Raw genomic sequence first — 25,813 nt, forward strand, 5'->3', positions numbered from 1 at the left:
GGTGCAGTTCCTGGCATCTTACAAACGAGAGGCGAAAAAAAGGCGGGAGTGACACTCCCGCCCGGTGTTGATGAGAAAATATCAGGCGCTTTGTGCAAAGGCAACTGCGCGCAGCGGCGTGTCGCCCTTATAGAGCCGCGCCTGCTGCAAGCCAACAAACAGGCGCTCGCCGCGAATCGGGGCTGTCTGCTCACCTTCAAACACCAGTGAGAACGGCTCGCTCTGCCAGCCAGCAGGCTGAACCACCAGCTGCCAGAAGTGGCCACGCGGGCTGACTTCCAGCACCTGCACCGGCAGCGGGGTTTCTAAACTGCTGCGGCGTGACACGTCGACTTCCCACGGACGCAGGAACAGCTCAACCGCGCCCTGATGAGCTGAGGTATAACCCAGCGGCCAGTGGTGCGCGCCGACATGGAACTGCGATCCCTGAATTTCGCCATCAAAGCGATTCACTTCCCCCAGGAACTCCAGCACAAAGCGGGTCGCCGGATCGCGCCATACATCATCTGGCGTGCCGACCTGCTCAATGTTGCCCTGACTCATCACCACCACGCGATCCGCGACTTCCATCGCCTCTTCCTGGTCGTGGGTCACAAACACGCTGGTGAATTTAATCTCTTCATGAAGCTGACGCAGCCAGCGGCGCAGCTCTTTACGCACCTGAGCATCCAGCGCGCCAAAAGGTTCATCCAGCAGCAAAATCTGCGGCTCAACTGCCAACGCACGCGCCAGCGCCACACGCTGCTTCTGGCCGCCTGACAGCTGTGCCGGGAAGCGGTTCGCCAGATGGGCCAGCTGCACCATCTCCAGCAGACGGGTTACACGCTGTTTGATCTCCGCCGCTGAAGGGCGTTCACGACGCGGCAGCACGGTCAGGCCAAAGGCGATGTTGTCGAATACCGTCATATGGCGGAACAGCGCATAGTGCTGGAAGACAAAGCCGACCTGACGATCGCGCGCATGCAGGCGGCTGACATCGTTGCCGTGAAAACGGATCTGACCGCTGTTCTGATGCTCCAGCCCGGCAATAATGCGCAGCAGCGTGGTTTTACCCGAGCCTGACGGGCCAAGCAGCGCCACCATTTCACCTGAGGCAATATCCAGAGAGATATCGTTCAGCACCGAGGTGCGACCAAAGGACTTGTTGATCTTGTTAATCTCAATGCTCATGATTTCCCTCCTGTTGCAGGCGTTTGTGCTGTTGCTCTAAACGCCACTGCACAATACTTTTCAGAAACAGCGTCACAATTGCCATCAGGGTTAACAGGGCGGCGGCAGTAAACGCGCCAACGGTATTGTAGTCCTGATGCAATAATTCAACCTGAAGCGGTAAGGTGTAGGTCTCACCGCGAATCGATCCCGATACCACCGAGACCGCACCAAATTCACCAATCGCACGGGCGTTGGTCAGGACGATGCCATACAGCAGCGCCCAGCGAATGTTCGGCAGCGTCACACGACGGAACATCTGCCAGCCGGACGCGCCTAACAGCACCGCCGCTTCATCTTCATGACTGCCCTGGCTCAGCATCACCGGCACCAGTTCGCGCACGACAAACGGACAGGTCACAAACACCGTCGCCAGCACCATGCCAGGCCAGGCAAACATAATCTGGATGTTATGTGCATCCAGCCAGCCGCCTGCCGGGCCATTCACGCCCCAGAACAGCAGATACATCAGACCAGCTACGACGGGCGACACGGCAAAAGGAATATCAAACAGGGTCAGCAGCAGCTGACGGCCCGGAAAGGTAAAGCGCGTCACCAGCCAGGCGAGCAGCGTGCCGAACACCAGGTTCACCGGAACGGTAATCAGCGCCACCAGCACAGTCAGCCAGATGGCGTGCAGCATGTCCGGATCGGCCAGATTGCTGAGCGCGACAATCAGCCCCTGATTCAGCGCTTCCCAGAAGATGGAGGCCATCGGCACCACCAGCAGCAGAATTGAGATCAGCGCGCCGATACCAATCAGCAGCCATTTGCCCCAGTTCACAGGCTGACGCGCCGCGTGATTAAGTTGTGAAACCTCGGCCATTAGTGACCTCCCAGACGACGGCCAAAGCGGCTCTGCAATGTATTAATCGCGAACAACAGAATTAGCGATGCCGCCAGGATCACCGAGGCGATAGCGCTGGCTGCCGGATAGTCGAACTCCTGCAGCCGGACAAAAATCATCAGCGAGGTGACTTCCGTCTTCCAGGCGATGTTACCGGCAATAAAGATTACCGCACCAAACTCACCCAGGCTGCGGGTAAAGGAGAGCGCCGTACCGGCCAGCAGCGCAGGCGCGACTTCCGGCAGCACGACGCGTCGGAAGCTCTGCCACGGCGTAGCACCCAGCGTTTCGGCCGCTTCTTCATACTCAGGGCCCAACTCTTCCAGCACCGGCTGGACGGTACGCACAACAAACGGAATGCTGGTAAAGGCCATGGCAATGGCGATACCAATCCAGGTGTATGAAATTTTGATGTCGAACTGGGCGAACCACTGTCCGTACCAGCCGTTGACCGAAAAGAGTCCGGCCAGGGTCAGACCTGCTACCGCAGTTGGCAGTGCAAACGGCAGATCCATCAGGCCATCCAGCAGTGTCCGGCCAGGAAAACGATAACGGGTCAATATCCATGCCATCAGCATGCCGAACACCGCATTAAACAGGGACGCGACACCGGCAGAGAGCAGTGTCACCTTGTAGGCGGCCACCAGCTGAGGGTTGGTCACGACATCCCAGTACTGTTGCAGCGTCATCTGCGACAGCTGCATGATCACGGCGCTAATCGGCAACAGCAGGATCAGACAGGTAAAGAGCAGGCTGGTACCCAGGCTGAGACCGAAGCCGGGCAACACGCGTTTATGGCTGGCTGCAAACATTATCCGCGCCCCGCCGCTAACAATTTATCGAGCTCACCGCCGCTGACGAAATGCGTCTGCATCACTTTATCCCAGCCGCCAAAGGCATCTTCGACCCGGAACAGGCGGGTCTGCGGGAAGCGATCTTTCTGCTCCGCCATCAGCTGTGGATTGTTCACACGATAATAGTAGTGAGTAATAATATTCTGCGCTTCTGGCGTGTAGAGATAGTTCAGGTAGGCGCTGGCCGCATCAGCGGTTTTATTAGTGGCGACATTCTTATCCACCCATGCCACCGGAAATTCCGCCAGAATGTTGGTTTTCGGCACCACCACTTCGTATTCATCTTTACCGTACTGGTTGCGGATGTTATTCACCTCCGACTCAAAGCTGATCAGTACGTCGCCCAGGCCGCGCTCAGCAAAGGTGGTGGTTGCGCCACGACCACCGGTGTCGAACACTTCCACGTTTTTCAGGAATTGCGTCATAAAGGCACGGGTTTTGGCCTGATCGCCGCCGTCCGCTTTATCTGCTGCGCCCCAGGCGGCCAGGTAGGTATAGCGGCCATTACCCGAGGTTTTCGGGTTCGGGAAAATCAGCTTCACATCGCTGCGGGTCAAATCTGACCAGTCATGAATCTGCTTTGGATTCCCTTTGCGCACCAGAAACGCCATGGTGGAGTAGAAAGGCGAGCTGTTGTTCGGCAGACGGCTTTTCCAGTCTGCGGCAATGAGATTGCCTTTATCGTGCAACACCTGCACATCTGTTACCTGGTTGTACGTGACCACATCTGCGCGCAGTCCCTGCAGGATAGCCAGCGCCTGCTTCGATGAACCGGCGTGCGACATCTTAATGGTCAGGGGATCAGTCGGGTGACTGGCATCCCACTGTTTAACAAACGGAGCATTCAGGGCGACAAACAGCTCCCGCGATACATCGTATGAGCTATTAAGAAGTTCAGTGGCATTGGCTGCGCCGGCCAGGCTCAGCGACAACGCGATACCGCTCACGATTTTTTTCATCGCTTGTAATGTCATTTGGCACCCTGAAAAAGTTTGATGCGGATCTCACCCGCTGAGGCATCAGTTTATTTATAACTCAGTGAAAACCAGTAACGGTTTTATATATCGTTTGATGATTTCAAAGTCGAAAAAAGCATAAGACGACGGCAGAGTTTATGCAGAAATCAGCAAAAGCCGATGGAGGAGAGGAACCGCGTGCAGCCCATGCGGGCAGGGGTTTTACGAGGGTTCAGCGACCGCCGGAGGGGCGGCACGCTGAAGAAAAAGATTAACGCTGCCAGACAATCTTGCTGATTTTCCAGTTTTTCAGGGTATCGTCAGAGGGCATCAATCCCTCCGGTCCGTGCCAGTCGCCGTGATAGACATAGGTCAGATGCTGGCTGCCAGGCGCACGGCACGCCACGTCACGCGCATCAGTGCCGCTGGCGAGTGTGCAGTTGTCGAAGGCTTTGCTGAATTTATTACTGAAGGCGTCGCCCACTTTACTGCCGTCACTGCTGGCAATCGCGCTGTCCATCACCTCAATACGTTCGATCTGCGACTGTCCGTAAATCACCAGCTTGACCTTGCCGTCATCCAGCGCCTGCCAGAAAGAGACCACCTGACCGTTCTGACTGCGCATGCCCTGACGCAGGGTATAGTCACCGTTCAGTCCGTCCTTAATCGCGTCCTCTTTCATGGCGGTGGAGGCGGTTAATCCCCCTACACCCTGTTCAGTCGCGGTCAGCGAGGAACCGAACCAGTTCCACGGCAGCACCGAAGACCAGTGATACGTCAGCGGATTCCACCAGCTTGCCTGCTGGCTGCTGTCAGCGCCGGAACCCGAACTGGCACAGCCGCTCAGTGCAACGGCGGCGATCAGTAGCGTGGAACGAACAGCTTTCATGAGAACTCCTGTAAATGCGATGCCGTAAAGGCGGAACTGATTGGAGTCGCAAAGCGACAAAAAGTTTAGTTGAGATGATGTTCAGGCAGAAAGCAGTCGCGACAGCGACGATTCGATTGCAGCCAGATCAGCGCCAGCAGGTCGAACAGCGTCAGCAGCAACGGCAGCGGCGAACTTAGCAGATCGCCCTGCACAAACTGCCAGCCCTGCCAGAGCAGATTCACCAGCAGCGACAGCGCTAACACGCTGCGCCAGTGCTGCCAGAGGCGCGGCAGTCGCGTGCGATAGCCGGTCAGCAGCAGGCCCGCCAGCGCCGGTAAACCCAGCGCCAGGCCGACCCAGAACGCCTGACGATCCGGATAGAACAGTGCCAGCAGGTCGTTGCCCTGCTGCCGTGACGCTCCGGCCATCACCAGCAGCAGCCAGGTCCGCGCCTGAAGTAACAGGATCGGCCAAAAAAGAAACGGCAGCCGCAGCTGCCCTCTGGCGTCATACTCGTCCGGCGAATAGCTAGGCAACGGATTAGTATTCACGATCTTCGATCAGACGTTTACCAAACAGCAGCGCGTCGACCGGCTCATAATCGAGCTTTTCATAGAACGCCACCACCTGATCGTTCTCTTCGCGGATCATCAGATGCAGTTTCGGACAGCCGCGCGCGATGAGTTTCTTCTCCAGACGGTTCATCAGGGCATTGGCAAAGCCGCGTCCCTGATAGTCAGGATGCACCGCCAGATAATACGCCGCGCCGCGATGGCCATCGTAACCGCCCATCAGCGTGCCAACGACCACGCCGCCCACTTCAGCAACCAGAAAGAGATCGGGGTCGTGATTCATTTTGCGTTCGATATCCAGCTCCGGATCGTTCCATGGCCGTAACAAATCGCAACGTTCCCATAAGGTGATCACTTCTTCAAAATCTTCCTGGCGGAAGGCGCGGATTTCCATCTTATTTACCTGCAGATAAGCACAATTTGCTGATTATCACGCATTCTCTGCCGCACGCAACCCTCGATGACCGGCGGAAAATAAAAAAGCGCAAATTTTCTGTTCGCGACCTGCAATACAAAGTAATGCCCTGAAATGGTTCTGTGATCGCAGGCAACAGAGCCTTAGGCTATAACACCGGCAAGATTCCTGTTACCGGACCCGTACATGCAGCTGCTTAAACGTTTGATTCATCGTCGTCAGTTACTTCTTTCCGGTCTGGCTCTGGCCATTTTATCGCCGCGTGCGATTCAGGCTAAAGAGCAGTCGGGCCTTACCGGGGCAAATCGCCATACGCGCCCTGCCCCGCCAGCGAAAAACGGTAAACGCATCGTGATGATCGATCCGGGGCACGGTGGCATCGACTCTGGTGCGGTGGGTGAAGAGGGTTCTGAAGAGAAGCATATCGTGCTGGAGATTGCCGGTAACGTGCAGCGGCAGCTTCAGAGCCATCCGCGCATTGAAGTGCGCCTGACCCGCGACAGTGACCACTTTATTCCGCTTTATCAGCGGGTGGAAATCGCCCACCAGCACGGTGCCGATCTCTTTATGTCGATTCATGCCGACGGCTTTACCAGCCCCGATGCCAGCGGTGCCTCGGTGTTTGCGCTCTCTAACCGCGGTGCCAGCAGCTCGATGGCACGTTATCTCTCACAGCGTGAGAACGATGCGGACAAACTGGGCGGCGTAAAGGCACAGCAGCAGGATCACTATCTGCAGCAGATTCTGTTCGACCTGGTGCAGACCGATACCATCAAAAACAGCCTGACGCTGGGCAAGCACGTGCTGGATCAGATCCGCCCGGTGCACCATCTGCACAGCCAGCATACCGAGCAGGCGGCCTTCGCGGTGCTCAAGTCACCGTCGATTCCCTCGGTGCTGGTCGAAACCTCCTTTATTACCAATCCCCGTGAAGAGCAGCTGCTCGGCACTACCGCGTTTCGCCAGAAAATTGCTTCAGCGATTGCCAGCGGCATCGTCAACTACTTCGATGAGTTTGACCGCCGCAACGCCTGATTCGTCTGGCTGGTTTGCATCGTGCGACGCGCCGCGCTCATGCAAGCGGCGCGGTTTTGCGTATAATCGCGTCAGACTTTGACAAACGATAAGCGAAAAGATGGCTGATATTTCCCGCGTAAAAGCGTTCCTGCTCGCATTGCAGGATGAGATTTGTAACCAGCTGGCGGCTGAAGATGGCGGCGCACAGTTTGCTGAAGATAGCTGGCAGCGCCCTGGCGGCGGCGGCGGTCAGAGCCGCGTCCTGCGCAACGGCACGGTGTTTGAGCAGGCGGGCGTCAACTTTTCGCATGTGCATGGCGATCAGATGCCGGCATCAGCGACCGCGCACCGGCCTGAGCTGGCCGGTCGTAGCTTTGAAGCGATGGGCGTGTCGCTGGTGATCCACCCGAATAACCCCTATGTGCCGACCAGCCACGCCAACGTGCGCTTTTTTATCGCAGAGAAACCGGGGGCCGATCCGGTCTGGTGGTTTGGTGGCGGCTTTGACCTGACGCCGTTTTATGGCTTTGAAGAAGACGCGCTGCACTGGCATCAGACCGCCGCCAGTCTCTGTCAGCCTTTTGGCGAGGATGTCTATCCGCGCTATAAAAAGTGGTGTGATGATTACTTCTATCTGAAGCATCGTGATGAGCAGCGCGGCATTGGCGGCCTCTTTTTTGACGATCTCAACACGCCCGACTTTGAGCAAAGCTTCAGCTTTATGCAGGCAGTAGGCCGCGGCTTTATGGATGCCTATCGGCCCATTGTGGCGCGCCGTAAAGATCACCCGTGGGGCGATCGTGAGCGCCAGTTCCAGCTCTACCGCCGTGGTCGCTATGTGGAGTTTAATCTGGTGTGGGACCGTGGCACGCTGTTTGGTTTGCAGACCGGCGGCCGTACGGAATCGATTCTGATGTCGATGCCACCACTGGTGCGCTGGGAATATGATTATCAGCCCGATGCCGACTCGCCTGAAGCTGCGCTCTATCGCGATTTCCTGCCGGTAAAAAACTGGCTGAACCTCCCCGTCTGATCGCTTCTCCTGCTGCAGCGCGGCCCGTAATCCGCGCTGCGCTTACCTTTCTCCCGACCGACCCGTTCCGTTTCACAGGGCACAGATTGCTACAGTGTTACCTGCGTCATTCGTCCTGACTGCTATGCTTAAGGATGGAATATGGCGCACCCCACGGTAAAAACCGCATGACGGCTCCTTCGCACCGCCTCGCAGCGCAACAATCAGAGAAACCGCATTTTCATCAGAAAGTCTCTGTTGCAATGTTATGGGTTCGCGTTACCGGTAGCAGAACATGCCACAGACCGGCTGCGAGGCCTGAGGTGCACCCTGTTCGCTTTCATTTTTCTTTTCAAGGAGTTTAGAGATGAACCAGCTAGAAGCCCTAAAACAGTTCACCACCGTGGTGGCGGACAGTGGTGATATCGAATCGATTCGTAATTACCACCCGGAAGACGCCACCACCAACCCTTCACTCATTCTGAAAGCGTCCGGTCTGGAAGGATATAAGCACCTGATGGATGACGCGATTGAGTACGCGAAAAAACAGGGCGGCAGCAAAGAGACGCAGATTATCAACGCCAGCGACAAAGTGGCGATCAACCTCGGTATGGAAATCCTGAAAAGCATACCAGGCCGTGTTTCGACCGAAGTGGATGCGCGCCTCTCCTTCGATCGTGGCATGTGTGTCACCAAAGCAGAAAAACTGATTCGGATGTATGAAGAGCACGGCATCGACCGTTCACGCGTGCTGATCAAGCTGGCCTCCACCTGGGAAGGCATCCGTGCAGCGGAAGAGCTGGAGAAGAACGGCATCCACTGTAACCTGACGCTACTGTTCTCCTTCGCGCAGGCGCGTGCCTGTGCCGAAGCGGGCGTGTTCCTGATCTCCCCGTTCGTGGGCCGTATCTACGACTGGTACAACTCACGCAAGCCACTGGAACCGTACGTGGCGGATGAAGATCCAGGCGTAAAATCTGTGCGTCGTATCTATGACTACTACAAAAAGCACCGTTACAGCACCATCATCATGGGCGCCAGCTTCCGTAAAGTGGAGCAGATTATCGCGCTGGCCGGCTGCGATCGCCTGACGCTGTCGCCGAACCTGCTGGAAGAGCTGCAGAACAGCGATGCGCCGCTGGAGCGCAAACTGGAACCCTCTACCGAGGGCTTCCATCAGCCGTCGCCGCTCTCCGAGGCGGAGTTCCGCTGGGAACATAACCAGGATCCAATGGCAGTCGAAAAACTCTCTGACGGCATCCGCCAGTTCGCGGTTGACCAGCAGAAGCTGGAAGATGTGCTCGCCGCACGCCTGTAGTCTTTATTTTAATCGGGCGGGACTTTCCCGCCCTGATGCATAACAAGGGAGAACTTTATGTCCTCACGCAGAGAGTTGGCAAACGCGATTCGTGCACTGAGCATGGATGCAGTCCAGAAGGCAAACTCAGGCCACCCCGGTGCGCCGATGGGTATGGCCGATATCGCCGAAGTGTTGTGGCGCGACTTCCTCCAGCACAATCCAGCTAATCCCGCCTGGCTTGATCGCGACCGCTTCATCCTCTCCAACGGCCACGGCTCGATGCTGCTTTACAGCCTGCTGCACCTGAGCGGTTATGACCTGCCGATTGAAGAGCTGAAAAATTTCCGTCAGCTGCACTCTAAAACGCCGGGTCACCCGGAAATCGGCTATACCCCAGGCGTTGAAACCACCACCGGCCCACTGGGTCAGGGCCTGGCTAATGCCGTGGGCCTGGCGATTGCTGAGCGCACGCTGGCTGCACAGTTTAACCGTCCGGACCATGAAATCGTCGACCACCATACCTATGTGTTCATGGGCGACGGCTGTCTGATGGAAGGGATCTCGCACGAAGTCTGTTCTCTGGCGGGCACGCTGGGTCTGGGCAAACTGATCGGCTTCTATGACCATAACGGCATCTCCATCGATGGCGAAACCGAGGGCTGGTTTACCGACGATACGCATAAACGTTTTGAGTCCTACAACTGGCATGTGATCGGCGACATCGACGGCCATGACGCTGATGCTATCCGCGAGGCGATCAAAGAAGCGCAGAGCGTCACCGATAAGCCTTCATTGATTATCTGCCGCACCATTATCGGTTTCGGTTCACCGAACAAAGCCGGTAAAGAGGAATCGCACGGCGCAGCGCTGGGCGAAGCCGAAGTGGCGCTGACCCGTAAACAGCTTGGCTGGAACTATCCGGCATTTGAGATCCCGGCTGAAATCTACCAGCAGTGGGATGCCAAAGCAGCGGGTGCGGAACGCGAAAAAGCCTGGGATGCGAAGTTTGCGGCTTATAAAGAGGCCCATCCCGAGCTGGCGAAAGAGTATGAGCGCCGTATGAATGGCGAAATGCCCGCCACATGGGAAACGGAAGCGACCCGTTTCATCCAGGATCTGCAGGCTAATCCGCAGAAAATTGCCAGCCGTAAAGCGTCTCAGAACTCGCTGGAAGCCTACGGCAAAATGCTGCCGGAATTCCTTGGCGGTTCCGCTGACCTGGCTCCGAGTAACCTCACCATCTGGTCGGGTTCCAAATCGATCAAAGAGGATCCGGCGGGTAACTACATCCACTACGGTGTGCGCGAATTTGGTATGACGGCAATTGGTAACGGCATCGCGCATCACGGCGGTTTCGTGCCTTATACCGCAACCTTCCTGATGTTTGTCGAATATGCGCGTAACGCCGCGCGTATGGCAGCGCTGATGAAGGCACGCCAGATTCTTGTCTACACCCATGACTCGATCGGTCTGGGCGAAGATGGCCCGACGCACCAGCCAGTTGAGCAGATCGCCAGCCTGCGTCTGACGCCAAACATGAGCGTATGGCGTCCATGCGATCAGGTAGAAACCGCGGTGGCGTGGAAAGCCGCTGTCGAGCGCCATCATGGGCCGACTGCCCTGATCCTGTCACGCCAGAATCTGCTGCAGCCGGAACGCACCCCGGAGCAGATCGAAAACATCAAACGCGGTGGCTACGTGCTGAAGGATTGCGACGGCACGCCAGAAGTCATTCTGATTGCGACCGGTTCAGAGATTGAGATCACCCTGGGTGCAGCTGAGAAGCTCAAATCAGGTGGTCACAAGGTGCGGGTGGTTTCACTGCCTTCTACTGACCTGTTTGATGCGCAGGATGCCGCTTACCGTGAATCCGTGCTGCCGAGCGGCGTGAAAGCGCGTGTGGCGGTAGAAGCGGGTATTGCTGACTACTGGTTTAAGTATGTCGGTCTGGACGGCGCAATTGTGGGCATGACCACCTTTGGTGAATCCGCGCCAGCCAGTCAGCTGTTCCCGGAGTTTGGCTTCACGGTTGAGAACATCGTCAGCCACGCTGAAGCATTACTCAAGCCGGTTTAATGCATTTGCCCTTCCCGGCCTCATCGGGAAGGGCCATTTTATTTTGCAGCCTCGCAGATAAAAAAATATCCATTCCCCTCTTCCCGCTCCGCGCAAACTGATTACTATAGAGCCGTCATACTTAATGCTGCCTGTGTACGGGCTGACCGTCTTTTCCTGCTGTCATTCTGCCGGGATAACGCGGCTGCGACCTGATGCATCCTGATGAGTGAAGGCAGATTTCCTCCGATTTTTATAGCGAAGCCACTTCCGTTGAACATGCGTACACCCTATTTACTGGCCCTGATGGTTTCACTGCTTCCATTAAAAAGCATGGCGCAGGTTGCGCCCGATCCGCTGCTGGCCTCACAGATTGTTGATCGCTATGCGGAACATATCTTTTATGGCAGCGGCGCAACCGGTATGGCGCTGGTGGCGATTGATGGCAATCAGCGGGTGTTCGCCAGCTTCGGTGAAACCCGCCCCGGCAACAATGTCCGTCCGCAGAAAGATTCGCTGATTCGTATCGCTTCGCTGAGTAAGTTGATGACCAGTGAAGTGATGGTGAAAATGGCTGAGCGCGGACAGATTCGCCTTGACGATCCTCTGAGTAAATATGCGCCTCCGGGTGCACGGGTGCCCACTTACAATGGCCAGCCGATTCGCCTGATTAATCTCTCGACCCATACCAGCGGACTGCCGCGCGAGCAGCCCGGCGGCAAAGCGCAGCGTCCGGTGTTTGTCTGGCCAACGAAGAGCGAACGCTGGGCATGGCTGGCGCGCGCGAACCTCAAAGCGGCACCAGGCAGCAGTGCCGCCTACTCCAACCTGGGCTACGATCTGCTGGGCGATGCGCTGTCGCGTGCCAGCGGAACTCCCTATCCGGCGCTGTTTCAGCAGCTGATTACCCGCCCGCTCGGCATGAAGGACACCACGTTTACGCCGTCGCCTGAGCAGTGCGGACGCCTGATGGTGGCCGAAAAAGGGGCCAGCCCGTGTAATAACACGCTGGCCGCGATTGGCAGCGGCGGGGTTTACTCAACGCCGGATGATATGGGTCGCTGGATGCAGCAGTTCCTGAACTCGTCGGTTAACCATCGCACGCCGCAGATCGATCGCCTGCAGACGCTGATCTATCGCCGCGACCAACTGAACAAAGTAGAAGGCATGGATGTCCCGGGTAAAGCGGATGCGCTGGGCATGGGCTGGGTCTACATGGGACCGAAAAGTGGTCGGCCTGGGATCATTCAGAAAACCGGCGGCGGCGGTGGATTCATCACCTATATGGCGATGGTGCCGCAGCATAACGTGGGGGTTTTTGTGGTGGTGACGCGCTCGCCGCTGACCCGCTTTACGCCGATGAGCGACGGAGTGAATAATATGCTGGCCGAACTGGTCGGCAACCAGCTTGGCTCACCGATGATGGTGCAGGTCATTCGTTAACGCTGCTGTACACCACCGTCAGACTGGCTGACCCACAGGGTTGGCCAGTCATCACTGCTGTGCCAGGCGTCACAGGTCGACTCTTCCGCATATTCCGCTAACACAAAACGTGTACCATCAAACTGCCAGCGTGTCGCCCTGCCGCAGTCGCCTAATCCACGGCCCTTACCAAACGTGTAGAGCTGGCCGCTGGCCGCGTCGTATTCGGCGTTAATCAGCTCAAGTTGTCGATCGCTGGCTCCGGGCGGGGTAAAAGGCAGAGTCAGGGTGATGCCACGCGCCACATAGGGCGGGCTGCGCGTCACTTCAAACGCCAGATCGATCACGTTATACGCCCCCATTTCACAACTCACCAGCAGCAGCGCGCGCTGGTCGGTAAGCGGCGCCACGCTGACTTCGCGGCGCAGCGGATCGAGTGAGCAGGAGTCGGTGTTAACCCGCCAGGTGCCGTAATCAATCAATCCGCTGGTCTCATCGCGCGTCAGGGCAGCGGGTGACCTGACCGCAGGCGGCAGCGGTGGCAGTGCAGGCGGTGGCGGAACATCCCAGCTGGCTCTGTCGCCACGTTTGATCCACGCGCTCATGCTGTTGACCCGTCCCTGCGTGTCATCCATCAGCAACAGCGCGGCCTTCATGCCGCGCAGAGAGATCAGCGCATTGGGATCGTAGGTGAGCTGCAGGTTTTTGGCCTCCATCACCAGATCAAAAAATTCATCAATGGCGATAGCATTGCTGGTAGCGAGATGATGCGGCTCTACCGTCCAGTGCTTGAGGTCGGGTTTAAGCCGGCGCTGATCGAGCAGCAGGTTATCCTGTAGCGGGCCACCCGGCAGCGCACCACTGTAGGCGCTGCCGTAGTCGATGCGCAGCAAAGGGCGATCGTTGACACCCGCATGGCGCGAAATCGTCATCACCAGCCCTTTGTCTCCCGGAATATTGCGCGCCACACAAAAGGCTTCATTGTTGCAGGTGATTTGCCAGTCGTTGAATGACTTTTGCAACGGTTCCGCCTGAACAGAGGCAACCCACAGAGACGGCAACAGCCAAAGCGATTTCATCCAATACGACATTAAGAAGATCGATCCCCGAATACCCAGAGTGGAGAGAATAGCGCATCAACGGGCCTGACAGGGTTCGCATTCTGTGAACCTGTGCAAAAAGCGCAGTTAACTGCTTAAAAAGCGTGCATAAAGTGGATTAACGCTCACCACTCTCCCTTAACGCTTTCACGCGGCAACAGGCTTAGTGGCACGGTTTTATGGCGTCAGCCAGCCCGCAATCTGTGCATGCTGAAGCAGCATAATGGTTTTGCCGTCTCGAATGCGACCCTCAGCGACCATTGCCAGCGCATCCGGAAAGCGTAATTCCAGCACGTCGATTGACTCATCTTCGACGCCACCGCCGGCATTGTCGCGCAACGACTCATTATATTCTGCCGCGAAAAAGTGGATAAGCTCAGTCACGCCACCCGGCGACATATAGCAGGCATAAAGTTTTTCCACCTCGCCCACCGCATAACCGGTCTCTTCAATCGCCTCTTTGCGGATGCAATCTTCCGGGGAGTCGTCGTCCAGCAAGCCGGCACAGGCTTCGATTAACATGCCGTCGTCGTTACCGTTAACGTACGTGGCGATACGAAACTGGCGCGTCAGGACCACGCTGTTCTTTTCACGGTTGTAGAGCAGGATAGTTGCCCCGTTTCCGCGATCGTAGACTTCGCGTTTATGGCGAATAACCTCGCCACGGCGATCGGTGATGTCATAGGTGTAGTTACGCAGCACAAACCAGTTTTCAGACAGGAGCTTATCTTTGATGATGTTGATCTTGAACGACATGATGACTCCGCTACCGCATAAAGGGAGCCTTTCATCATAGAGGGGGGCTTACCGGAAAACTATCCTAATTCTTGTCGTAACGTGTCGATTCGCAGCCAAAAAAAAGCCAGCCCGGAGGCTGGCCTGATTGCTGCAGAATTTATCAGCGTGAGGTGTCGTCAGCCAGTCGGGTCGGCTGAGGCTCTTCTTCGTGATGATCCTGTTCGGTCTGAGCGACGGCGTGAACGCGCTTACGCACGCCAAACCATCCCAGCACCAGCAATACCGCAATCAGCGGAATGGAGGCGATGGTGTACGTCCCGTTCGGATAGTCAAACGCCATCAGCACCAGCACGCTGAACAGGAACACCAGCGTCAGCCACGAGGTAAACGGCGCGCCTGGCAGCTTGAAGCTGACATCATCCGCCTTGCCCTCTTTGATCGCTTTGCGCAGACGCAGCTGGCAAACCACGATAAAGGCCCAGGAGGAGATAATGCCCAGGGAAGCCACGTTCAGGACGATCTCAAACACCTGAGAAGGCACATAGTAGTTAAGCACCACACCAATCACATAGACGGCGACGGTCACCAGAATACCGGCATAAGGAACCTGCTGACTGTTCATTTTCGACATGAATTTCGGTGCAGAGCCACCCATCGACATGGAGCGCAGGATACGCCCGGTCGAGTAGAGGCCGGAGTTCAGGCTGGAAAGCGCCGCACTCAATACGACGATATTCATGATGCTGCCAACGTAAGGCACGCCCAGTTTCGAGAAGAAGGTCACGAACGGACTCTGACCCGCCTGATAGGCGTTCCATGGCAGCAGCAGCACCAGCAGCACCACAGAGCCGACATAGAACAGGCCGATACGCCAGATGACGCTGTTTATCGCTTTCGGCAGCATGGTTTTCGGGTCCTTACATTCGCCGGCCGCCGTACCCACCAGTTCGATAGAGGCAAAGGCGAACACCACGCCCTGAATCAGCACCAGCGCAGGCAGTAAACCGTGCGGGAACAGGCCACCGTTATCGGTGATCAGATGGAAACCGGTGCTGTTGCCATCCAGCGGTTTGCCGGTGCCAAGGAACACCACGCCCACCACCAGGAAGATGACAATCGCCAGCACTTTTACCAGCGCGAACCAGAACTCCATCTCGGCAAACCACTTAACGCCGATCATGTTCATGGTGCCGACAATCGCCAGCGCGCCAAGGGCGAACACCCACTGCGGCACATCACCAAACGCGCCCCAGTAGTGCATGTAGAGCGCGACGGCGGTGATATCGACGATGCCGGTCATCGCCCAGTTGACGAAGTACATCCAGCCCGCCACGAAGGAGGCTTTCTCGCCCAGGAATTCACGGGCGTAGGAGACGAAGCTGCCGCTGCTGGGGCGGTGTAATACCAGTTCGCCCAGCGCACGCAGAATAAAGAAGGAGAAGATGCCACACACCAGATAGATGATGGCTAACGCGGGGCCAGCAGCCTGCAAACGGCCACCTGCGCCCAGGAACAAACCGGTACCGATGGCACCGCCGATCGCAATCATCTGTACGTGACGGTTACCCATCGCCTTCTGGTAACCAGCATCGTGAGAATTCAGCCAGCGGCGCTTGGCAGCGCGCATCTCACTTGGGGTTTTCTTTTTAGATTTCATAGCATTCCTGTTTGTCCTGACCATCAGTCGTCGTCTCCCCAATGCGGACGTAACGTCCTGCAAAATGGGGGATTTTCCTCTGTGCCTTTGCCCGTGAGTGAGTGCCGGGCAACGCGGGAATTTACGGCGATGAATCCTACCCGTTCTGCAAGAACGAAGCAAAATATACCGGGCAGATGCACAGGCTGATTTGTAAGAATCCATCCTGATGCACAAAAACAAAAAAACCGGCCATTTTCAGGCCGGTAAAAGCTACAGGGATGGAAACAGGAGGGTTGGGTTAGCGATAAATCTCTGCGGTGCCGCTCCACAGGCTGGAGTCACCTGGGTTATCGATACCAATAACGCGGTAATGGCTGGCGCCCATCTCTTCCGCTTTTTGCGACAGCTGGCGATTAGCATCGTCCAGTGAGCCGCGAACGCCGGAGACAGACACGCTGCCGATGCTCTGCATATTCTGCGCCTGTGACGGGTCGACCGGCGCAGCAGCGAAAGTGGCAAAGGAAGCGGTAGCCAGTAATGCGCCCGCCAGTACAGCATTCAGTTTTTTCATTGGATGCTCCTTAATCTGCGATCGGGGTTGAGCTGATGACTGGATGAATTATTAGCCTTGCAATGAAAAGCAACATCGGGACGATGTAAACCTGTTCCTTTTTTAACCACAAAACGGTAGCCCATCCTGGGAACTGTCAGTTGTGGTCATTTTATGTGCGATGTGTAACCGCCTGTGCGATAAACAGGGGATGGATCATTTGCGTTACGTTATTGCGCTCTTATAATTCCCGCACTTTCAACAGGGCCATCCATGTGATTGTTAAACGTTCCGTTACTCAAAGCATCGCTAAGGCGCTCAGCGCGATTGTTCTGCTGTCGCTACTCACCACCGGTCTGGCCTTAGTCACGCTGCTCAGCAGTCAGCGCGATGCGGAGGCGATCAATCTGGCGGGATCCCTGCGCATGCAGAGCTATCGCATGGCGTGGGATGCCAGCCGTCAGCCACAAAATCTGGTGCATCACCTGACGCTCTATCAGCAAACGCTGGATGCCCCGGTGCTGCAAAAGCTGGATCGGCCCTGGGTACCACGCGAAGTCAGCGCTCGCTATCAGCGACTGCGTGCTGCCTGGCCTTCCCTGCAGCAGCAGTTGCAGCAGGGTGATACCGTGGCATACCAGCAGCAGGTGCCGATCTACGTCGGTGAAATCGATCGCTTTGTGCTGGGTCTGCAGCGCTATACCGAGCTGAAAATGCGTCTGGTGGCGGCCAGCAGCCTGGCGGGTGTCATCGCGATTGTCGTGCTGGCCCTGATGACGATTCGCTTTACCCGGCTACACGTGGTGCGGCCCCTCAATGCGCTGGTCACGGCCAGTCGCTACGTTGAAAGCGGTAACTTTGCTTTTCCGCCGCTACACGTTGAGCAGCAGAATGAACTGCGGGTACTGTCGCACGCCTTCAGCGGCATGGCGGCACGTCTGCATTCGCACTACCAGCTGCTGGAGAGCACGGTACGCGCGAAAACGGAAGACTTAACCCAGGCGAATCGCACGCTGTCACTGCTTTACGACAGCTCGCAGATGCTGACGGCGAGCCCGTTGCACCCGGCACTGTTTGAGGCAGTGTTAACCACTGTACTGACGCGCGAGAAACTGACAGCGATCCGTCTTAACAGCGACCAGTTTCAGTTCTGCGCCGGGGATGCTCAGGCTGACGGTGAGTGGCAACGCCTGCCGTTACAACAGGACGATCAGCAGATTGGCGAACTGCGTTGGCAGTCGCCTGGCGTCACCCATCCCAATGAGCTGATGCGCAGCCTGGCGGCGATGCTGGGACGGGCAATCTGGATCTGGCAGGCACAGCAGCAGTATCAGCAGATGCTGCTGATTGAAGAGCGCGCCACCATTGCCCGGGAATTACATGACTCGCTGGCCCAGTCGCTCTCGTTTTTACGCATTCAGCTAACCCTGCTGCGCCGCACTGTGGATAAGGATGACAGCGCCGCCCACGCGATTATCGCTGACTTCGATCAGGCGCTGGCCGATGCCTACCGTCAGCTGCGTGAACTGCTGACCACCTTCCGCCTGACCATTGAGCAGGCGGATCTGGTGGCGGCAATGCAGGCGATGATCGCCTCGTTGCAGGAGAAAAGCGGCGCAGAGATACACTTTAACTACCAGACCGGCCTGCAGAGTCTGGAGGCACAACAGCAGGTGCATGTGTTACAGATCGCCCGTGAGGCGCTGCTGAATGCCATTCGTCACGCCAGCGCGCAGGTGATTCGGGTGGATTATCAGCATAGCGAACAAGGTGAGCACTTACTGACAATTACGGATGACGGGGTGGGAATGAACAGCACTGACGAACCCGCGGGCCATTACGGCCTGACGATTATGACAGAGCGTGCCCAGCGCCTGAGTGGCAATCTGACTATCCATACTCAGCAACGCGGCACCCGGGTCGAACTGCGCTTTCCACCGCAGCCGGCGCGCTCACTGACATAAAGCGCCCGGCATGATGTTAACTTATTCAGATAATCTATCGGTCTCAGCGCGCAGGCCAGCGGATAAGGCGCCATCTGGTACCAGCCCTGCTCTTCTGCCGCCATCTGAAGCCGATGAAATGGAGAACCTATGCAACAGCCCGCATTAACATTGATGATTGTGGATGACCATCCGCTGATGCGCCGCGGTATCCGTCAGCTGCTGGCGCTGGATCCCCGGCTTGAGGTCATCGCAGAAGCCAACAACGGCACGGAAGCGCTGGCCGAGGCCCGCCGTCAGGAACCCGATATCATTCTGCTCGACCTGAATATGAAAGGTATGTCCGGGCTGGATACGCTGAAGGCGTTGCGCCATGAAGGGATCAGTTCACGCATTCTGGTCCTGACCGTCTCCGACGCCCGCAGTGATATTTTCGCCATGGTGGATGCGGGTGCCGATGGCTATCTGCTTAAAGACAGCGAGCCGGAGATCCTGCTGGGGCATATTCTGCAGGCCTCGCAGGGTGAAAAGGTCTTCAGTGAAGGCGTGGCCCGTTATCTGGCTAATCGCCAGCACAGTGCCGATCCCCTGCGTCAGCTCACCGGGCGTGAGTGCGACGTGCTGCAGGAGGTGGCGCGCGGCCTGTCGAATAAAGAGATCGCGGCGAATCTGCATATCTCCGAAGAGACCGTAAAAGTGCATATCCGCAACCTGCTGCGTAAGCTGGATGTCCGCTCACGCGTTGCCGCCACGGTGATGTGGCTTGAAAGCCGCAAATAGCCAACGAATTTACATTTTCTCCTCAATTTCTCCACGATTTCCCCCGCTGCCGCACGTAGAGTAAATGGCGGCGGAAAATCGTGGCATAGAGCATCCGGTTTGCCCGCCGGTGCGCCCGTTGCCGCTGGGCCTGAACGCTTATAAAAGTCCCTGAGGAGTGTCGATTTAATGTCGAATTTCTTTATCGACCGTCCCATCTTTGCCTGGGTTCTGGCGATTCTGCTGTGCCTGTGCGGCACGCTTTCAATTATTTCGCTGCCTGTTGAACAGTATCCCGATCTGGCACCCCCCAACGTGCGCATCACCGCCAACTATCCGGGCGCATCCGCCCAGACGCTGGAGAACACCGTTACCCAGGTCATCGAGCAGAACATGACCGGCATCGATAATCTGATGTACATGTCCTCGAACAGCAGCAATACCGGTCAGGCACAGATCACCCTCACCTTTACCGCCGGGACTAATCCTGATGAAGCCCGTCAGCAGGTTCAGAACCAGTTGCAGTCAGCGCTGCGCAAACTGCCGCAGGCGGTACAGTCGCAGGGCGTGACGGTCAATAAAACCGGTGACAGTAATATTCTGATGGTCGCCTTCGTCTCAACCGACGGCAGTATGGATAAGCAGGATATTTCAGACTATGTCGCCAGTAATATTCAGGACCCGTTAAGCCGTATTGATGGCGTTGGCCAGGTAGACGCTTACGGCTCACAATATGCGATGCGCATCTGGCTCGATCCCAACAAACTGATCGCCTACTCGCTGACCACCGACGATGTGGTCAGTGCAATCCAGTCGCAGAATACTCAGGTTGCCGTGGGTCAGGTCGGTGGTCTGCCATCCGTAGAGAAGCAGGCGCTGAATGCCACGGTGAATGCGCAGTCGATGCTGCAGACCCCCGGGCAGTTCCGGGCCATTACCCTGAAGAACAATCCCGACGGTTCCGTGGTGACGCTGGGTGATGTCGCCACCGTGGCGCTGGGCGCAGAAAAGTATGATTATCTGAGCCGCTACAATGGCCAGCCCGCATCCGGTCTGGGGGTGAAGCTTGCATCCGGTGCTAACGAGATGAACACCGATAAGCTGGTGCGGGCGCGCATTGAGGAGCTGTCGCACTACTTCCCGCACGGGCTGGAAGCAAAAATTGCCTACGAAACCTCCCCTTTCGTTAAAGCGTCGATCACCGATGTGGTGAAGACGCTGCTGGAGGCGATCGTGCTAGTGTTTGGCGTGATGTACCTGTTTATGCAGAACTTCCGCGCCACATTAATCCCGACTATTGCGGTGCCGGTGGTGCTGTTCGGTACCTTCAGCGTGCTCTATGCCTGCGGGTTCAGTATCAATACCCTGACCATGTTTGCCATGGTGCTGGCGATAGGACTGCTGGTGGACGATGCCATCGTGGTGGTGGAAAACGTTGAGCGCATCATGCACGAAGAGGGACTCTCGCCGCGTGCCGCCACGCGAAAATCGATGGGCCAGATTCAGGGCGCGCTGGTCGGGATCGCGCTGGTGCTCTCTGCGGTGTTTGTGCCGATGGCGTTTTTCGGCGGTACCGTCGGCGCGATTTACCGTCAGTTCTCCATCACCATTGTTTCGGCGATGGTGCTGTCGGTGCTGGTCGCGATGATCCTGACACCGGCGCTGTGTGCCACATTGCTGAAACCCGTGGCGAAAGGCGAGCAGCCTGAACGTCGCGGCTTCTTCGGCTGGTTCAATCGTCACTTCAATCGCAATGCTGACCGCTATGAGCGCGGCGTTGCAGGCATTCTGCGCCGGGGCGGTCGCTGGCTGCTGCTCTATCTCGGCATTATCGGCCTGATGGCATTGCTGTTTCTGCGTCTGCCTACCTCGTTTCTGCCGCTGGAAGATCGCGGCGTCTTCCTGACTCAGGTTCAGCTTCCGGCAGGCGCAACGCTTGCGCAAACCGCCAGCGTGGTCGCGAAAGTCGAACACTATTATCTCACCGAGGAAAAGGCCAACGTGCTGTCGGTCTTCTCCACCATCGGCGCCGGCCCGGGCGGCAATGGGCAGAACGTGGCGCGTCTGTTTGTGCGGCTGAAAGACTGGGAAGATCGGCCCGGTGCCGATCGCACCTCATTCGCTATTATCGATCGTGCGACTCAGGCGTTTCAGAAGATTAAAGAGGGGCGTGTGATTGCCAGCAGCCCGCCCGCCATTACCGGCATGGGCAGCAGCTCGGGCTTTGACATGCAACTACAGGATCACGCGGGTATCGGTCATACGCAACTGATGGCGATGCGCGACAAACTGCTGGAGATGGCGGGCAACGATAAGTCGCTATCGCGGGTGAGGCACAATGGGCTGGATGACAGCCCGCAGCTGCAGATCGATGTGGATGCCCGTAAAGCGCAGGCGCTGGGCGTGTCGCTGGACACCATTAACGACACCCTGACCACCGCATGGGGCTCCAGCTATGTGAACGACTTCCTGGATCGGGGCCGGGTGAAAAAGGTCTATGTGCAGGCTGCCGCCGAATTCCGCATGCTGCCGGACGACATCAACAAATGGTACGTGCGCAACAGCAGCGGCAAAATGGTGCCCTTCTCCGCGTTTGCCAGCAGCCGCTGGGAGACCGGTTCACCACGCCTTGAACGTTATAACGGCTATTCATCGCTGGAGATTGTCGGCGAAGCGGCGAATGGCGTCAGCAGCGGTACGGCGATGGATGAAATGGAAAAGCTGGTCAATGCCCTGCCGCTGGGCGTCGGGTTCCAGTGGACCGGAGCCTCTTATCAGGAGCGCCTTTCCGGCTCGCAGGCTCCGGCGCTTTATGCAATTTCGCTGCTGGTGGTGTTCCTCTGCCTGGCCGCGCTGTATGAGAGCTGGTCGATCCCGTTCTCGGTAATGCTGGTGGTGCCGCTGGGCGTGGTGGGCGCGCTTATCGCCACCTGGATGCGCGGGCTGGAGAATGATGTCTACTTCCAGGTTGGCCTGCTGACGGTGGTGGGGCTATCCGCCAAAAACGCCATCCTGATTGTTGAGTTTGCTAATGAGATTAACAGCCGGGGACGTGAACTGGTGGAGTCGACGCTGGAGGCATCGCGTCAGCGTCTGCGGCCGATTCTGATGACCTCGCTGGCCTTTATTTTTGGGGTGCTGCCGATGGCAATCAGTAGCGGTGCAGGTTCCGGCAGCCAGCACGCCGTGGGAACCGGCGTGATGGGCGGGATGATCTCCGCCACGCTGCTGGCAATCTTTTTTGTGCCGCTGTTCTTTGTGCTGGTCCGCCGTCGCTTCCCGCTTAAAGAGAAACCGCACGACTAAAGCTAAATAAAAAGCGGCCACTGAGTTCAGTGGCCGCTTTATTTCTGTGTGTGGTAAGAATTCCAGCAAGTGGGACTGACCTGCTTTAATCTCCACGTGTTACTTATTGCGTAACATCGCTTCGATAAATTCTTTCCAGGTTCCCATTTCAGTGTCAATCATAATGCCCTCTCTTATTGTGCTGGCAATATTACGCGCTTTTTTTAAGCAGGTGAATACGTTTACACCTGTTAACTCTATCGGCAGAGACTATAAAAACATGAATGTTGCTGATTCTGGAAGCTGACGCACATTTCAGCAACCCCTTAACCTGATTGAAGATAATTTATTTTAAGCCCAGCGGTAGACTATTTTATCAACATGGCGAAATTCTTAAGCACTCATCGATAAGCAGGGTAATAATTGCCTGCGAAATTGATAGCGGTTACCCGCAACGAAATAACGACACGGCGCGCATGATATCCGGACTGATTCACGCGCCAGCGCGGATGCCGCAACCGATCACACTATGCTAAACTCGCGCTTTGGCTGCTTTTTTCAGCTTTCTCTTTTCACAGGATAATAAGGATCGGGCAATGAGCACGCAGTGGGTGATGTTCGGGATTAAAAATTGCGACACCATAAAAAAAGCCCGGCGCTTTTTGACAGATGCAGGCATCGATTATCACTTTCACGACTACCGTGCCGATGGCCTGAGCGATGCCCTGCTGCAGGAATTTATCGATGCACTGGGCTATGAAGCCCTGCTTAACACACGCGGCACGACCTGGCGTAAACTGCCCGAGGCTGATCGTGAAGCGGTTAACGATGCCAGCAGCGCCAAAGCGCTGATGCTGGTGCATCCCGCCATGATTAAGCGTCCGCTGTTGCGTGCTCCGGATGGCTCCCTGCTCGCCGGTTTCAGCGAAGCCACCTATCAGAATGCTATTCAGGAGAAGTTATAATATGTTTTGCCCGGTCATTGAGCTGACGCAGCAGCTTATTCGTCGCCCCTCTCTCAGCCCCGATGATGCCGGATGTCAGGCTCTGCTGATCGCCCGTCTTGAAGCCATTGGCTTTAAGATTGAAACGATGAACATCGACGACACCCTGAATTTCTGGGCCACCCGTGGCGAAGGTGAAACGCTGGCGTTTGCCGGTCATACCGATGTGGTGCCGCCTGGCGATGCCAGCCGCTGGATTAACCCGCCCTTTGAACCGACGATCCGCGATGGCATGCTGTTTGGCCGTGGCGCTGCTGACATGAAAGGGTCACTGGCGGCCATGGTGGTGGCCGCCGAACGTTTTGTGGCGGTGCGTCCCAATCATCGGGGCCGCCTCGCCTTTATGATTACCTCTGATGAAGAGGCCAGCGGGACCAACGGCACGGTTAAAGTGGTTGAACGGCTGATGGCGCGCCGTGAAAGGCTTGACTATTGCCTGGTCGGCGAGCCGTCCAGCACGGAAGTCGTCGGTGACGTGGTGAAGAATGGCCGACGCGGCTCAATTACCGCCAACCTGACGGTGCACGGTGTGCAGGGCCACGTCGCCTATCCGCATCTGGCGGATAACCCGGTTCACCGGGCGATGCCTGCGCTGACGGAGCTGGTCGCGACGGAGTGGGATCAGGGAAATGAGTTCTTCCCGGCCACCAGCATGCAGATTGCGAATGTCCAGGCGGGCACCGGCAGCAACAATGTGATCCCCGGCGAGCTGTTTGTGCAGTTCAACTTCCGCTTCAGCACCGAACTCACCGATGAGATGATCCGCCAGCGGGTCGCAGAGTTGCTGGATCGTCACCAGTTGCGTTACACCATCGAGTGGAAACTCTCGGGTCAGCCCTTCCTGACCTCGCGCGGTAAGCTGGTGGATGCCGTCGTGAAAGCTGTGGCGCACTATAATGAAATTAAGCCGCAGCTGCTGACTACAGGCGGCACCTCCGATGGCCGGTTTATCGCCCGGATGGGGGCGCAGGTGGTGGAGCTGGGGCCGGTGAATGCCACCATTCACAAAATCAATGAGTGTGTGAAAGCCTCCGACCTGCAGATGCTGAGCCGGATGTACCAGCGCATCATGGAACAACTGATCGCCTGACGGCGATGTTAAGGAGCATCAAATGGAATTTATTAAAGATTACTGGTGGATCCTGGTGATCCTGCTGATGGTTGGCGTGCTGATGAACGTTTATAAAGATCTGAAACGCATCGATCACAAAAAATTTATGGATAACAAACCTGACCTGCCGCCGCATCGTGATTTCAACGATAAGTGGGATGACGACGACAACTGGCCGAAGAAGAAGTAAACGAAAAAGCCCCTGTAATGCAGGGGCTTGAATATGTTGTTAAAGTCCGGCTCGGTGGCGATCAAACCGAGTTGGCACAAGGAACACGGTCAGATCGGAAAGACGCAAAAGCTGTCATCCATGACACGCTCGGCCCGCGCCTTCCATGGCGCGGGACGCTTTCCTCTTCTGACCGTGTTCCCTGCGCTTCGGGTTTATTCGTCGCTGTCAGATTCAACCTGATTTGGTTATGTCATTAGTCAGAAGCCCCTGCAAGGTAGGGGCTTTTTTACATCATGGCGATAACGTCATCGTCACCGGGTTTTGCGCCGCTTAACGCCTCATCAAAATAGCGTTTTGGCACCGTATAACGCAGATGATTCAGCGCCAGTTCCATGCTGCGGTGATCGATGGCGTGCGCCAAATCGTCAACGATATCCAGCGTGACGTCGCCACCGCAGGCGGTCAGCCGCTGCTCCGCCTGCTGCGCATGGTACATCGGGATCTGCTCATCATAATCACCGTGGATCAGGTGAATCGTAGTACGGGTGCTCGCTTTCTCTGGCAGGGTAACAAACCGGCCATTAAAGATCACTGCGCGCCCCGCCAGATCCGGATGCGCTTTGACGCCTTCCAGCACCATACTGCCGCCCTGCGAAAAGCCGACTAAGGCTGTCGCTTCGGGCCGCACGCCGCTCTTTTTCTGCCAGTGACGCACCGACTCAAAAAACTGCGGCATTGCCGCATTTACCCGCTGCTGGATAGTCTGATCGTGCAGGTCGGTTTCGCCGAACCACTGACGACCCGCGCCGGGTGAGCCAACGGAGACCACCAGCGCGTCGGGAAAGGTTTTCGCAAACCAGTTGCCAATCTCGCCCATTGAATCCGGATTATCGCCAACGCCATGGTAGAGCAGAAACAGCTGTGCGGTGGTGGCAGGTTGTTGAACGATTACATATTTCAGTGTCATGTTGACCTCCTGTGT

Annotated in this window: 24 protein-coding genes; 11 read left to right on the top strand and 13 right to left on the bottom strand. The window is 56.7% G+C overall.

What is annotated here, in order from left to right; translation table 11 throughout:
- Nucleotides 1–81 precede the first annotated feature (81 nt).
- The 7 genes from cysA to AC6I8E_RS13410 form a co-directional block, all read right to left on the bottom strand.
- The gene (gene cysA, locus AC6I8E_RS13380; protein WP_013358663.1) at nt 82–1,170 is read right to left on the bottom strand and encodes a sulfate/thiosulfate ABC transporter ATP-binding protein CysA; all 1,089 of its coding nucleotides are present in this window, start codon (nt 1,168–1,170) and stop codon (nt 82–84) included.
- Nucleotides 1,160–2,035 carry a sulfate/thiosulfate ABC transporter permease CysW gene (gene cysW, locus AC6I8E_RS13385; RefSeq protein WP_013358664.1) on the bottom strand — a complete coding sequence of 292 codons (876 nt, stop codon included), beginning with the start codon at nt 2,033–2,035 and terminating at the stop codon, nt 1,160–1,162. The genes cysA and cysW overlap by 11 nt, the downstream gene beginning before the upstream one ends.
- Complete coding sequence (gene cysT, locus AC6I8E_RS13390; RefSeq protein ID WP_013358665.1) at nt 2,035–2,868, bottom strand: sulfate/thiosulfate ABC transporter permease CysT; 834 nt, start codon at nt 2,866–2,868, stop codon at nt 2,035–2,037. Before cysT ends, cysW begins: the two co-directional genes overlap by 1 nt.
- Nucleotides 2,868–3,884 carry a sulfate ABC transporter substrate-binding protein gene (locus AC6I8E_RS13395; protein ID WP_095706821.1) on the bottom strand — a complete coding sequence of 339 codons (1,017 nt, stop codon included), beginning with the start codon at nt 3,882–3,884 and terminating at the stop codon, nt 2,868–2,870. Before AC6I8E_RS13395 ends, cysT begins: the two co-directional genes overlap by 1 nt.
- A gap of 253 nt (nt 3,885–4,137) precedes the next feature.
- Nucleotides 4,138–4,755, bottom strand: a complete 618-nt coding sequence (locus AC6I8E_RS13400; RefSeq protein ID WP_147789507.1) for an RpoE-regulated lipoprotein — start codon at nt 4,753–4,755, stop codon at nt 4,138–4,140.
- Between the two features lie 65 nt (nt 4,756–4,820).
- A complete protein-coding gene (locus tag AC6I8E_RS13405) occupies nt 4,821–5,288 on the bottom strand; it encodes a DUF2919 family protein (RefSeq protein WP_497824092.1) in 468 nt (155 codons plus the stop codon).
- Nucleotides 5,278–5,703 carry a GNAT family acetyltransferase gene (locus AC6I8E_RS13410; protein WP_003848834.1) on the bottom strand — a complete coding sequence of 142 codons (426 nt, stop codon included), beginning with the start codon at nt 5,701–5,703 and terminating at the stop codon, nt 5,278–5,280. The genes AC6I8E_RS13405 and AC6I8E_RS13410 overlap by 11 nt, the downstream gene beginning before the upstream one ends.
- Nucleotides 5,704–5,910: 207 nt before the next feature.
- On the opposite strand from AC6I8E_RS13410, the gene amiA reads away from it, so the two are divergent.
- The 5 genes from amiA to ampH all read left to right on the top strand — a co-directional run bounded on the left by amiA (nt 5,911) and on the right by ampH (nt 12,551).
- Complete coding sequence (amiA, locus tag AC6I8E_RS13415; protein WP_013358669.1) at nt 5,911–6,759, top strand: N-acetylmuramoyl-L-alanine amidase AmiA; 849 nt, start codon at nt 5,911–5,913, stop codon at nt 6,757–6,759.
- Between the two features lie 100 nt (nt 6,760–6,859).
- A complete protein-coding gene (gene hemF / locus AC6I8E_RS13420) occupies nt 6,860–7,774 on the top strand; it encodes an oxygen-dependent coproporphyrinogen oxidase (RefSeq protein WP_442797722.1) in 915 nt (304 codons plus the stop codon).
- A gap of 346 nt (nt 7,775–8,120) precedes the next feature.
- Nucleotides 8,121–9,071, top strand: coding sequence for a transaldolase (tal, locus tag AC6I8E_RS13425; RefSeq protein WP_013358671.1), 951 nt, complete (start codon nt 8,121–8,123; stop codon nt 9,069–9,071).
- 57 nt (nt 9,072–9,128) lie between these two features.
- Nucleotides 9,129–11,129: a transketolase gene (gene tkt / locus AC6I8E_RS13430; protein ID WP_497824093.1), complete on the top strand. Its 2,001-nt coding sequence runs from the start codon at nt 9,129–9,131 to the stop codon at nt 11,127–11,129.
- Between the two features lie 258 nt (nt 11,130–11,387).
- Nucleotides 11,388–12,551 carry a D-alanyl-D-alanine-carboxypeptidase/endopeptidase AmpH gene (ampH, locus tag AC6I8E_RS13435; RefSeq protein ID WP_033783837.1) on the top strand — a complete coding sequence of 388 codons (1,164 nt, stop codon included), beginning with the start codon at nt 11,388–11,390 and terminating at the stop codon, nt 12,549–12,551.
- Here the strand turns inward: ampH and AC6I8E_RS13440 are convergent.
- The 4 genes from AC6I8E_RS13440 to AC6I8E_RS13455 form a co-directional block, all read right to left on the bottom strand.
- The gene (locus tag AC6I8E_RS13440) at nt 12,548–13,621 is read right to left on the bottom strand and encodes a DUF1176 domain-containing protein (RefSeq protein ID WP_033783839.1); all 1,074 of its coding nucleotides are present in this window, start codon (nt 13,619–13,621) and stop codon (nt 12,548–12,550) included. The two genes, ampH and AC6I8E_RS13440, sit on opposite strands and share 4 nt — an antisense overlap.
- Nucleotides 13,622–13,807: 186 nt before the next feature.
- Nucleotides 13,808–14,386, bottom strand: a complete 579-nt coding sequence (gene nudK, locus AC6I8E_RS13445; protein WP_033733476.1) for a GDP-mannose pyrophosphatase NudK — start codon at nt 14,384–14,386, stop codon at nt 13,808–13,810.
- Nucleotides 14,387–14,528: 142 nt separating this feature from the next.
- Nucleotides 14,529–16,025, bottom strand: a complete 1,497-nt coding sequence (gene ansP / locus AC6I8E_RS13450) for an L-asparagine permease (RefSeq protein ID WP_497824094.1) — start codon at nt 16,023–16,025, stop codon at nt 14,529–14,531.
- A gap of 280 nt (nt 16,026–16,305) precedes the next feature.
- The gene (locus tag AC6I8E_RS13455; protein ID WP_033783843.1) at nt 16,306–16,578 is read right to left on the bottom strand and encodes a YdgH/BhsA/McbA family protein; all 273 of its coding nucleotides are present in this window, start codon (nt 16,576–16,578) and stop codon (nt 16,306–16,308) included.
- Between the two features lie 254 nt (nt 16,579–16,832).
- Here AC6I8E_RS13455 and narQ point away from each other — a divergent pair, with 254 nt between their 5' ends.
- The 3 genes from narQ (at nt 16,833) to acrD (ending at nt 22,565) form a co-directional block, all read left to right on the top strand.
- On the top strand, nt 16,833–18,521 hold the full coding sequence (gene narQ, locus AC6I8E_RS13460; protein WP_033783845.1) for a nitrate/nitrite two-component system sensor histidine kinase NarQ: 1,689 nt from the start codon (nt 16,833–16,835) through the stop codon (nt 18,519–18,521).
- Nucleotides 18,522–18,650: 129 nt separating this feature from the next.
- Nucleotides 18,651–19,280, top strand: a complete 630-nt coding sequence (locus tag AC6I8E_RS13465; protein WP_013358679.1) for a response regulator — start codon at nt 18,651–18,653, stop codon at nt 19,278–19,280.
- A 168-nt stretch (nt 19,281–19,448) separates the two neighbouring features.
- Entirely contained in the window at nt 19,449–22,565 is a 3,117-nt protein-coding gene (gene acrD, locus AC6I8E_RS13470; protein ID WP_497824095.1) for a multidrug efflux RND transporter permease AcrD, read from the top strand.
- 99 nt (nt 22,566–22,664) lie between these two features.
- Here the strand turns inward: acrD and ypfM are convergent, their stop codons facing one another.
- The gene (gene ypfM / locus AC6I8E_RS13475) at nt 22,665–22,727 is read right to left on the bottom strand and encodes a protein YpfM (protein ID WP_376747919.1); all 63 of its coding nucleotides are present in this window, start codon (nt 22,725–22,727) and stop codon (nt 22,665–22,667) included.
- A 413-nt stretch (nt 22,728–23,140) separates the two neighbouring features.
- On the opposite strand from ypfM, the gene AC6I8E_RS13480 reads away from it, so the two are divergent.
- From AC6I8E_RS13480 to AC6I8E_RS13490, 3 genes are read left to right on the top strand one after another with little or no spacing between them, the layout of a single operon-like run.
- Nucleotides 23,141–23,509: an ArsC family reductase gene (locus tag AC6I8E_RS13480; protein ID WP_013358681.1), complete on the top strand. Its 369-nt coding sequence runs from the start codon at nt 23,141–23,143 to the stop codon at nt 23,507–23,509.
- Between the two features lies 1 nt (nt 23,510).
- Nucleotides 23,511–24,638, top strand: a complete 1,128-nt coding sequence (gene dapE, locus AC6I8E_RS13485) for a succinyl-diaminopimelate desuccinylase (RefSeq protein WP_013358682.1) — start codon at nt 23,511–23,513, stop codon at nt 24,636–24,638.
- Between the two features lie 22 nt (nt 24,639–24,660).
- Nucleotides 24,661–24,849 carry a YpfN family protein gene (locus AC6I8E_RS13490; RefSeq protein ID WP_003848800.1) on the top strand — a complete coding sequence of 63 codons (189 nt, stop codon included), beginning with the start codon at nt 24,661–24,663 and terminating at the stop codon, nt 24,847–24,849.
- Between the two features lie 268 nt (nt 24,850–25,117).
- Here the strand turns inward: AC6I8E_RS13490 and ypfH are convergent, their stop codons facing one another.
- A complete protein-coding gene (ypfH, locus tag AC6I8E_RS13495) occupies nt 25,118–25,798 on the bottom strand; it encodes an esterase (RefSeq protein WP_095706815.1) in 681 nt (226 codons plus the stop codon).
- Nucleotides 25,799–25,813 lie beyond the last annotated feature (15 nt).

The organism is Pantoea sp. X-Soil-YNGN-785, from assembly GCF_059730585.1.

Coding starts and splice junctions, on each gene's coding strand:
- cysA (WP_013358663.1), bottom strand. CDS start 1,170: ATGAGCATTGAGATTAACAAGATCAACAAGTCCTTTGGTCGCACCTCG.
- cysW (WP_013358664.1), bottom strand. CDS start 2,035: ATGGCCGAGGTTTCACAACTTAATCACGCGGCGCGTCAGCCTGTGAAC.
- cysT (WP_013358665.1), bottom strand. CDS start 2,868: ATGTTTGCAGCCAGCCATAAACGCGTGTTGCCCGGCTTCGGTCTCAGC.
- AC6I8E_RS13395 (WP_095706821.1), bottom strand. CDS start 3,884: ATGACATTACAAGCGATGAAAAAAATCGTGAGCGGTATCGCGTTGTCG.
- AC6I8E_RS13400 (WP_147789507.1), bottom strand. CDS start 4,755: ATGAAAGCTGTTCGTTCCACGCTACTGATCGCCGCCGTTGCACTGAGC.
- AC6I8E_RS13410 (WP_003848834.1), bottom strand. CDS start 5,703: ATGGAAATCCGCGCCTTCCGCCAGGAAGATTTTGAAGAAGTGATCACC.
- amiA (WP_013358669.1), top strand. CDS start 5,911: ATGCAGCTGCTTAAACGTTTGATTCATCGTCGTCAGTTACTTCTTTCC.
- hemF (WP_442797722.1), top strand. CDS start 6,860: ATGGCTGATATTTCCCGCGTAAAAGCGTTCCTGCTCGCATTGCAGGAT.
- tal (WP_013358671.1), top strand. CDS start 8,121: ATGAACCAGCTAGAAGCCCTAAAACAGTTCACCACCGTGGTGGCGGAC.
- tkt (WP_497824093.1), top strand. CDS start 9,129: ATGTCCTCACGCAGAGAGTTGGCAAACGCGATTCGTGCACTGAGCATG.
- ampH (WP_033783837.1), top strand. CDS start 11,388: ATGCGTACACCCTATTTACTGGCCCTGATGGTTTCACTGCTTCCATTA.
- AC6I8E_RS13440 (WP_033783839.1), bottom strand. CDS start 13,621: ATGTCGTATTGGATGAAATCGCTTTGGCTGTTGCCGTCTCTGTGGGTT.
- nudK (WP_033733476.1), bottom strand. CDS start 14,386: ATGTCGTTCAAGATCAACATCATCAAAGATAAGCTCCTGTCTGAAAAC.
- ansP (WP_497824094.1), bottom strand. CDS start 16,025: ATGAAATCTAAAAAGAAAACCCCAAGTGAGATGCGCGCTGCCAAGCGC.
- AC6I8E_RS13455 (WP_033783843.1), bottom strand. CDS start 16,578: ATGAAAAAACTGAATGCTGTACTGGCGGGCGCATTACTGGCTACCGCT.
- AC6I8E_RS13465 (WP_013358679.1), top strand. CDS start 18,651: ATGCAACAGCCCGCATTAACATTGATGATTGTGGATGACCATCCGCTG.
- acrD (WP_497824095.1), top strand. CDS start 19,449: ATGTCGAATTTCTTTATCGACCGTCCCATCTTTGCCTGGGTTCTGGCG.
- AC6I8E_RS13480 (WP_013358681.1), top strand. CDS start 23,141: ATGAGCACGCAGTGGGTGATGTTCGGGATTAAAAATTGCGACACCATA.
- dapE (WP_013358682.1), top strand. CDS start 23,511: ATGTTTTGCCCGGTCATTGAGCTGACGCAGCAGCTTATTCGTCGCCCC.
- AC6I8E_RS13490 (WP_003848800.1), top strand. CDS start 24,661: ATGGAATTTATTAAAGATTACTGGTGGATCCTGGTGATCCTGCTGATG.
- ypfH (WP_095706815.1), bottom strand. CDS start 25,798: ATGACACTGAAATATGTAATCGTTCAACAACCTGCCACCACCGCACAG.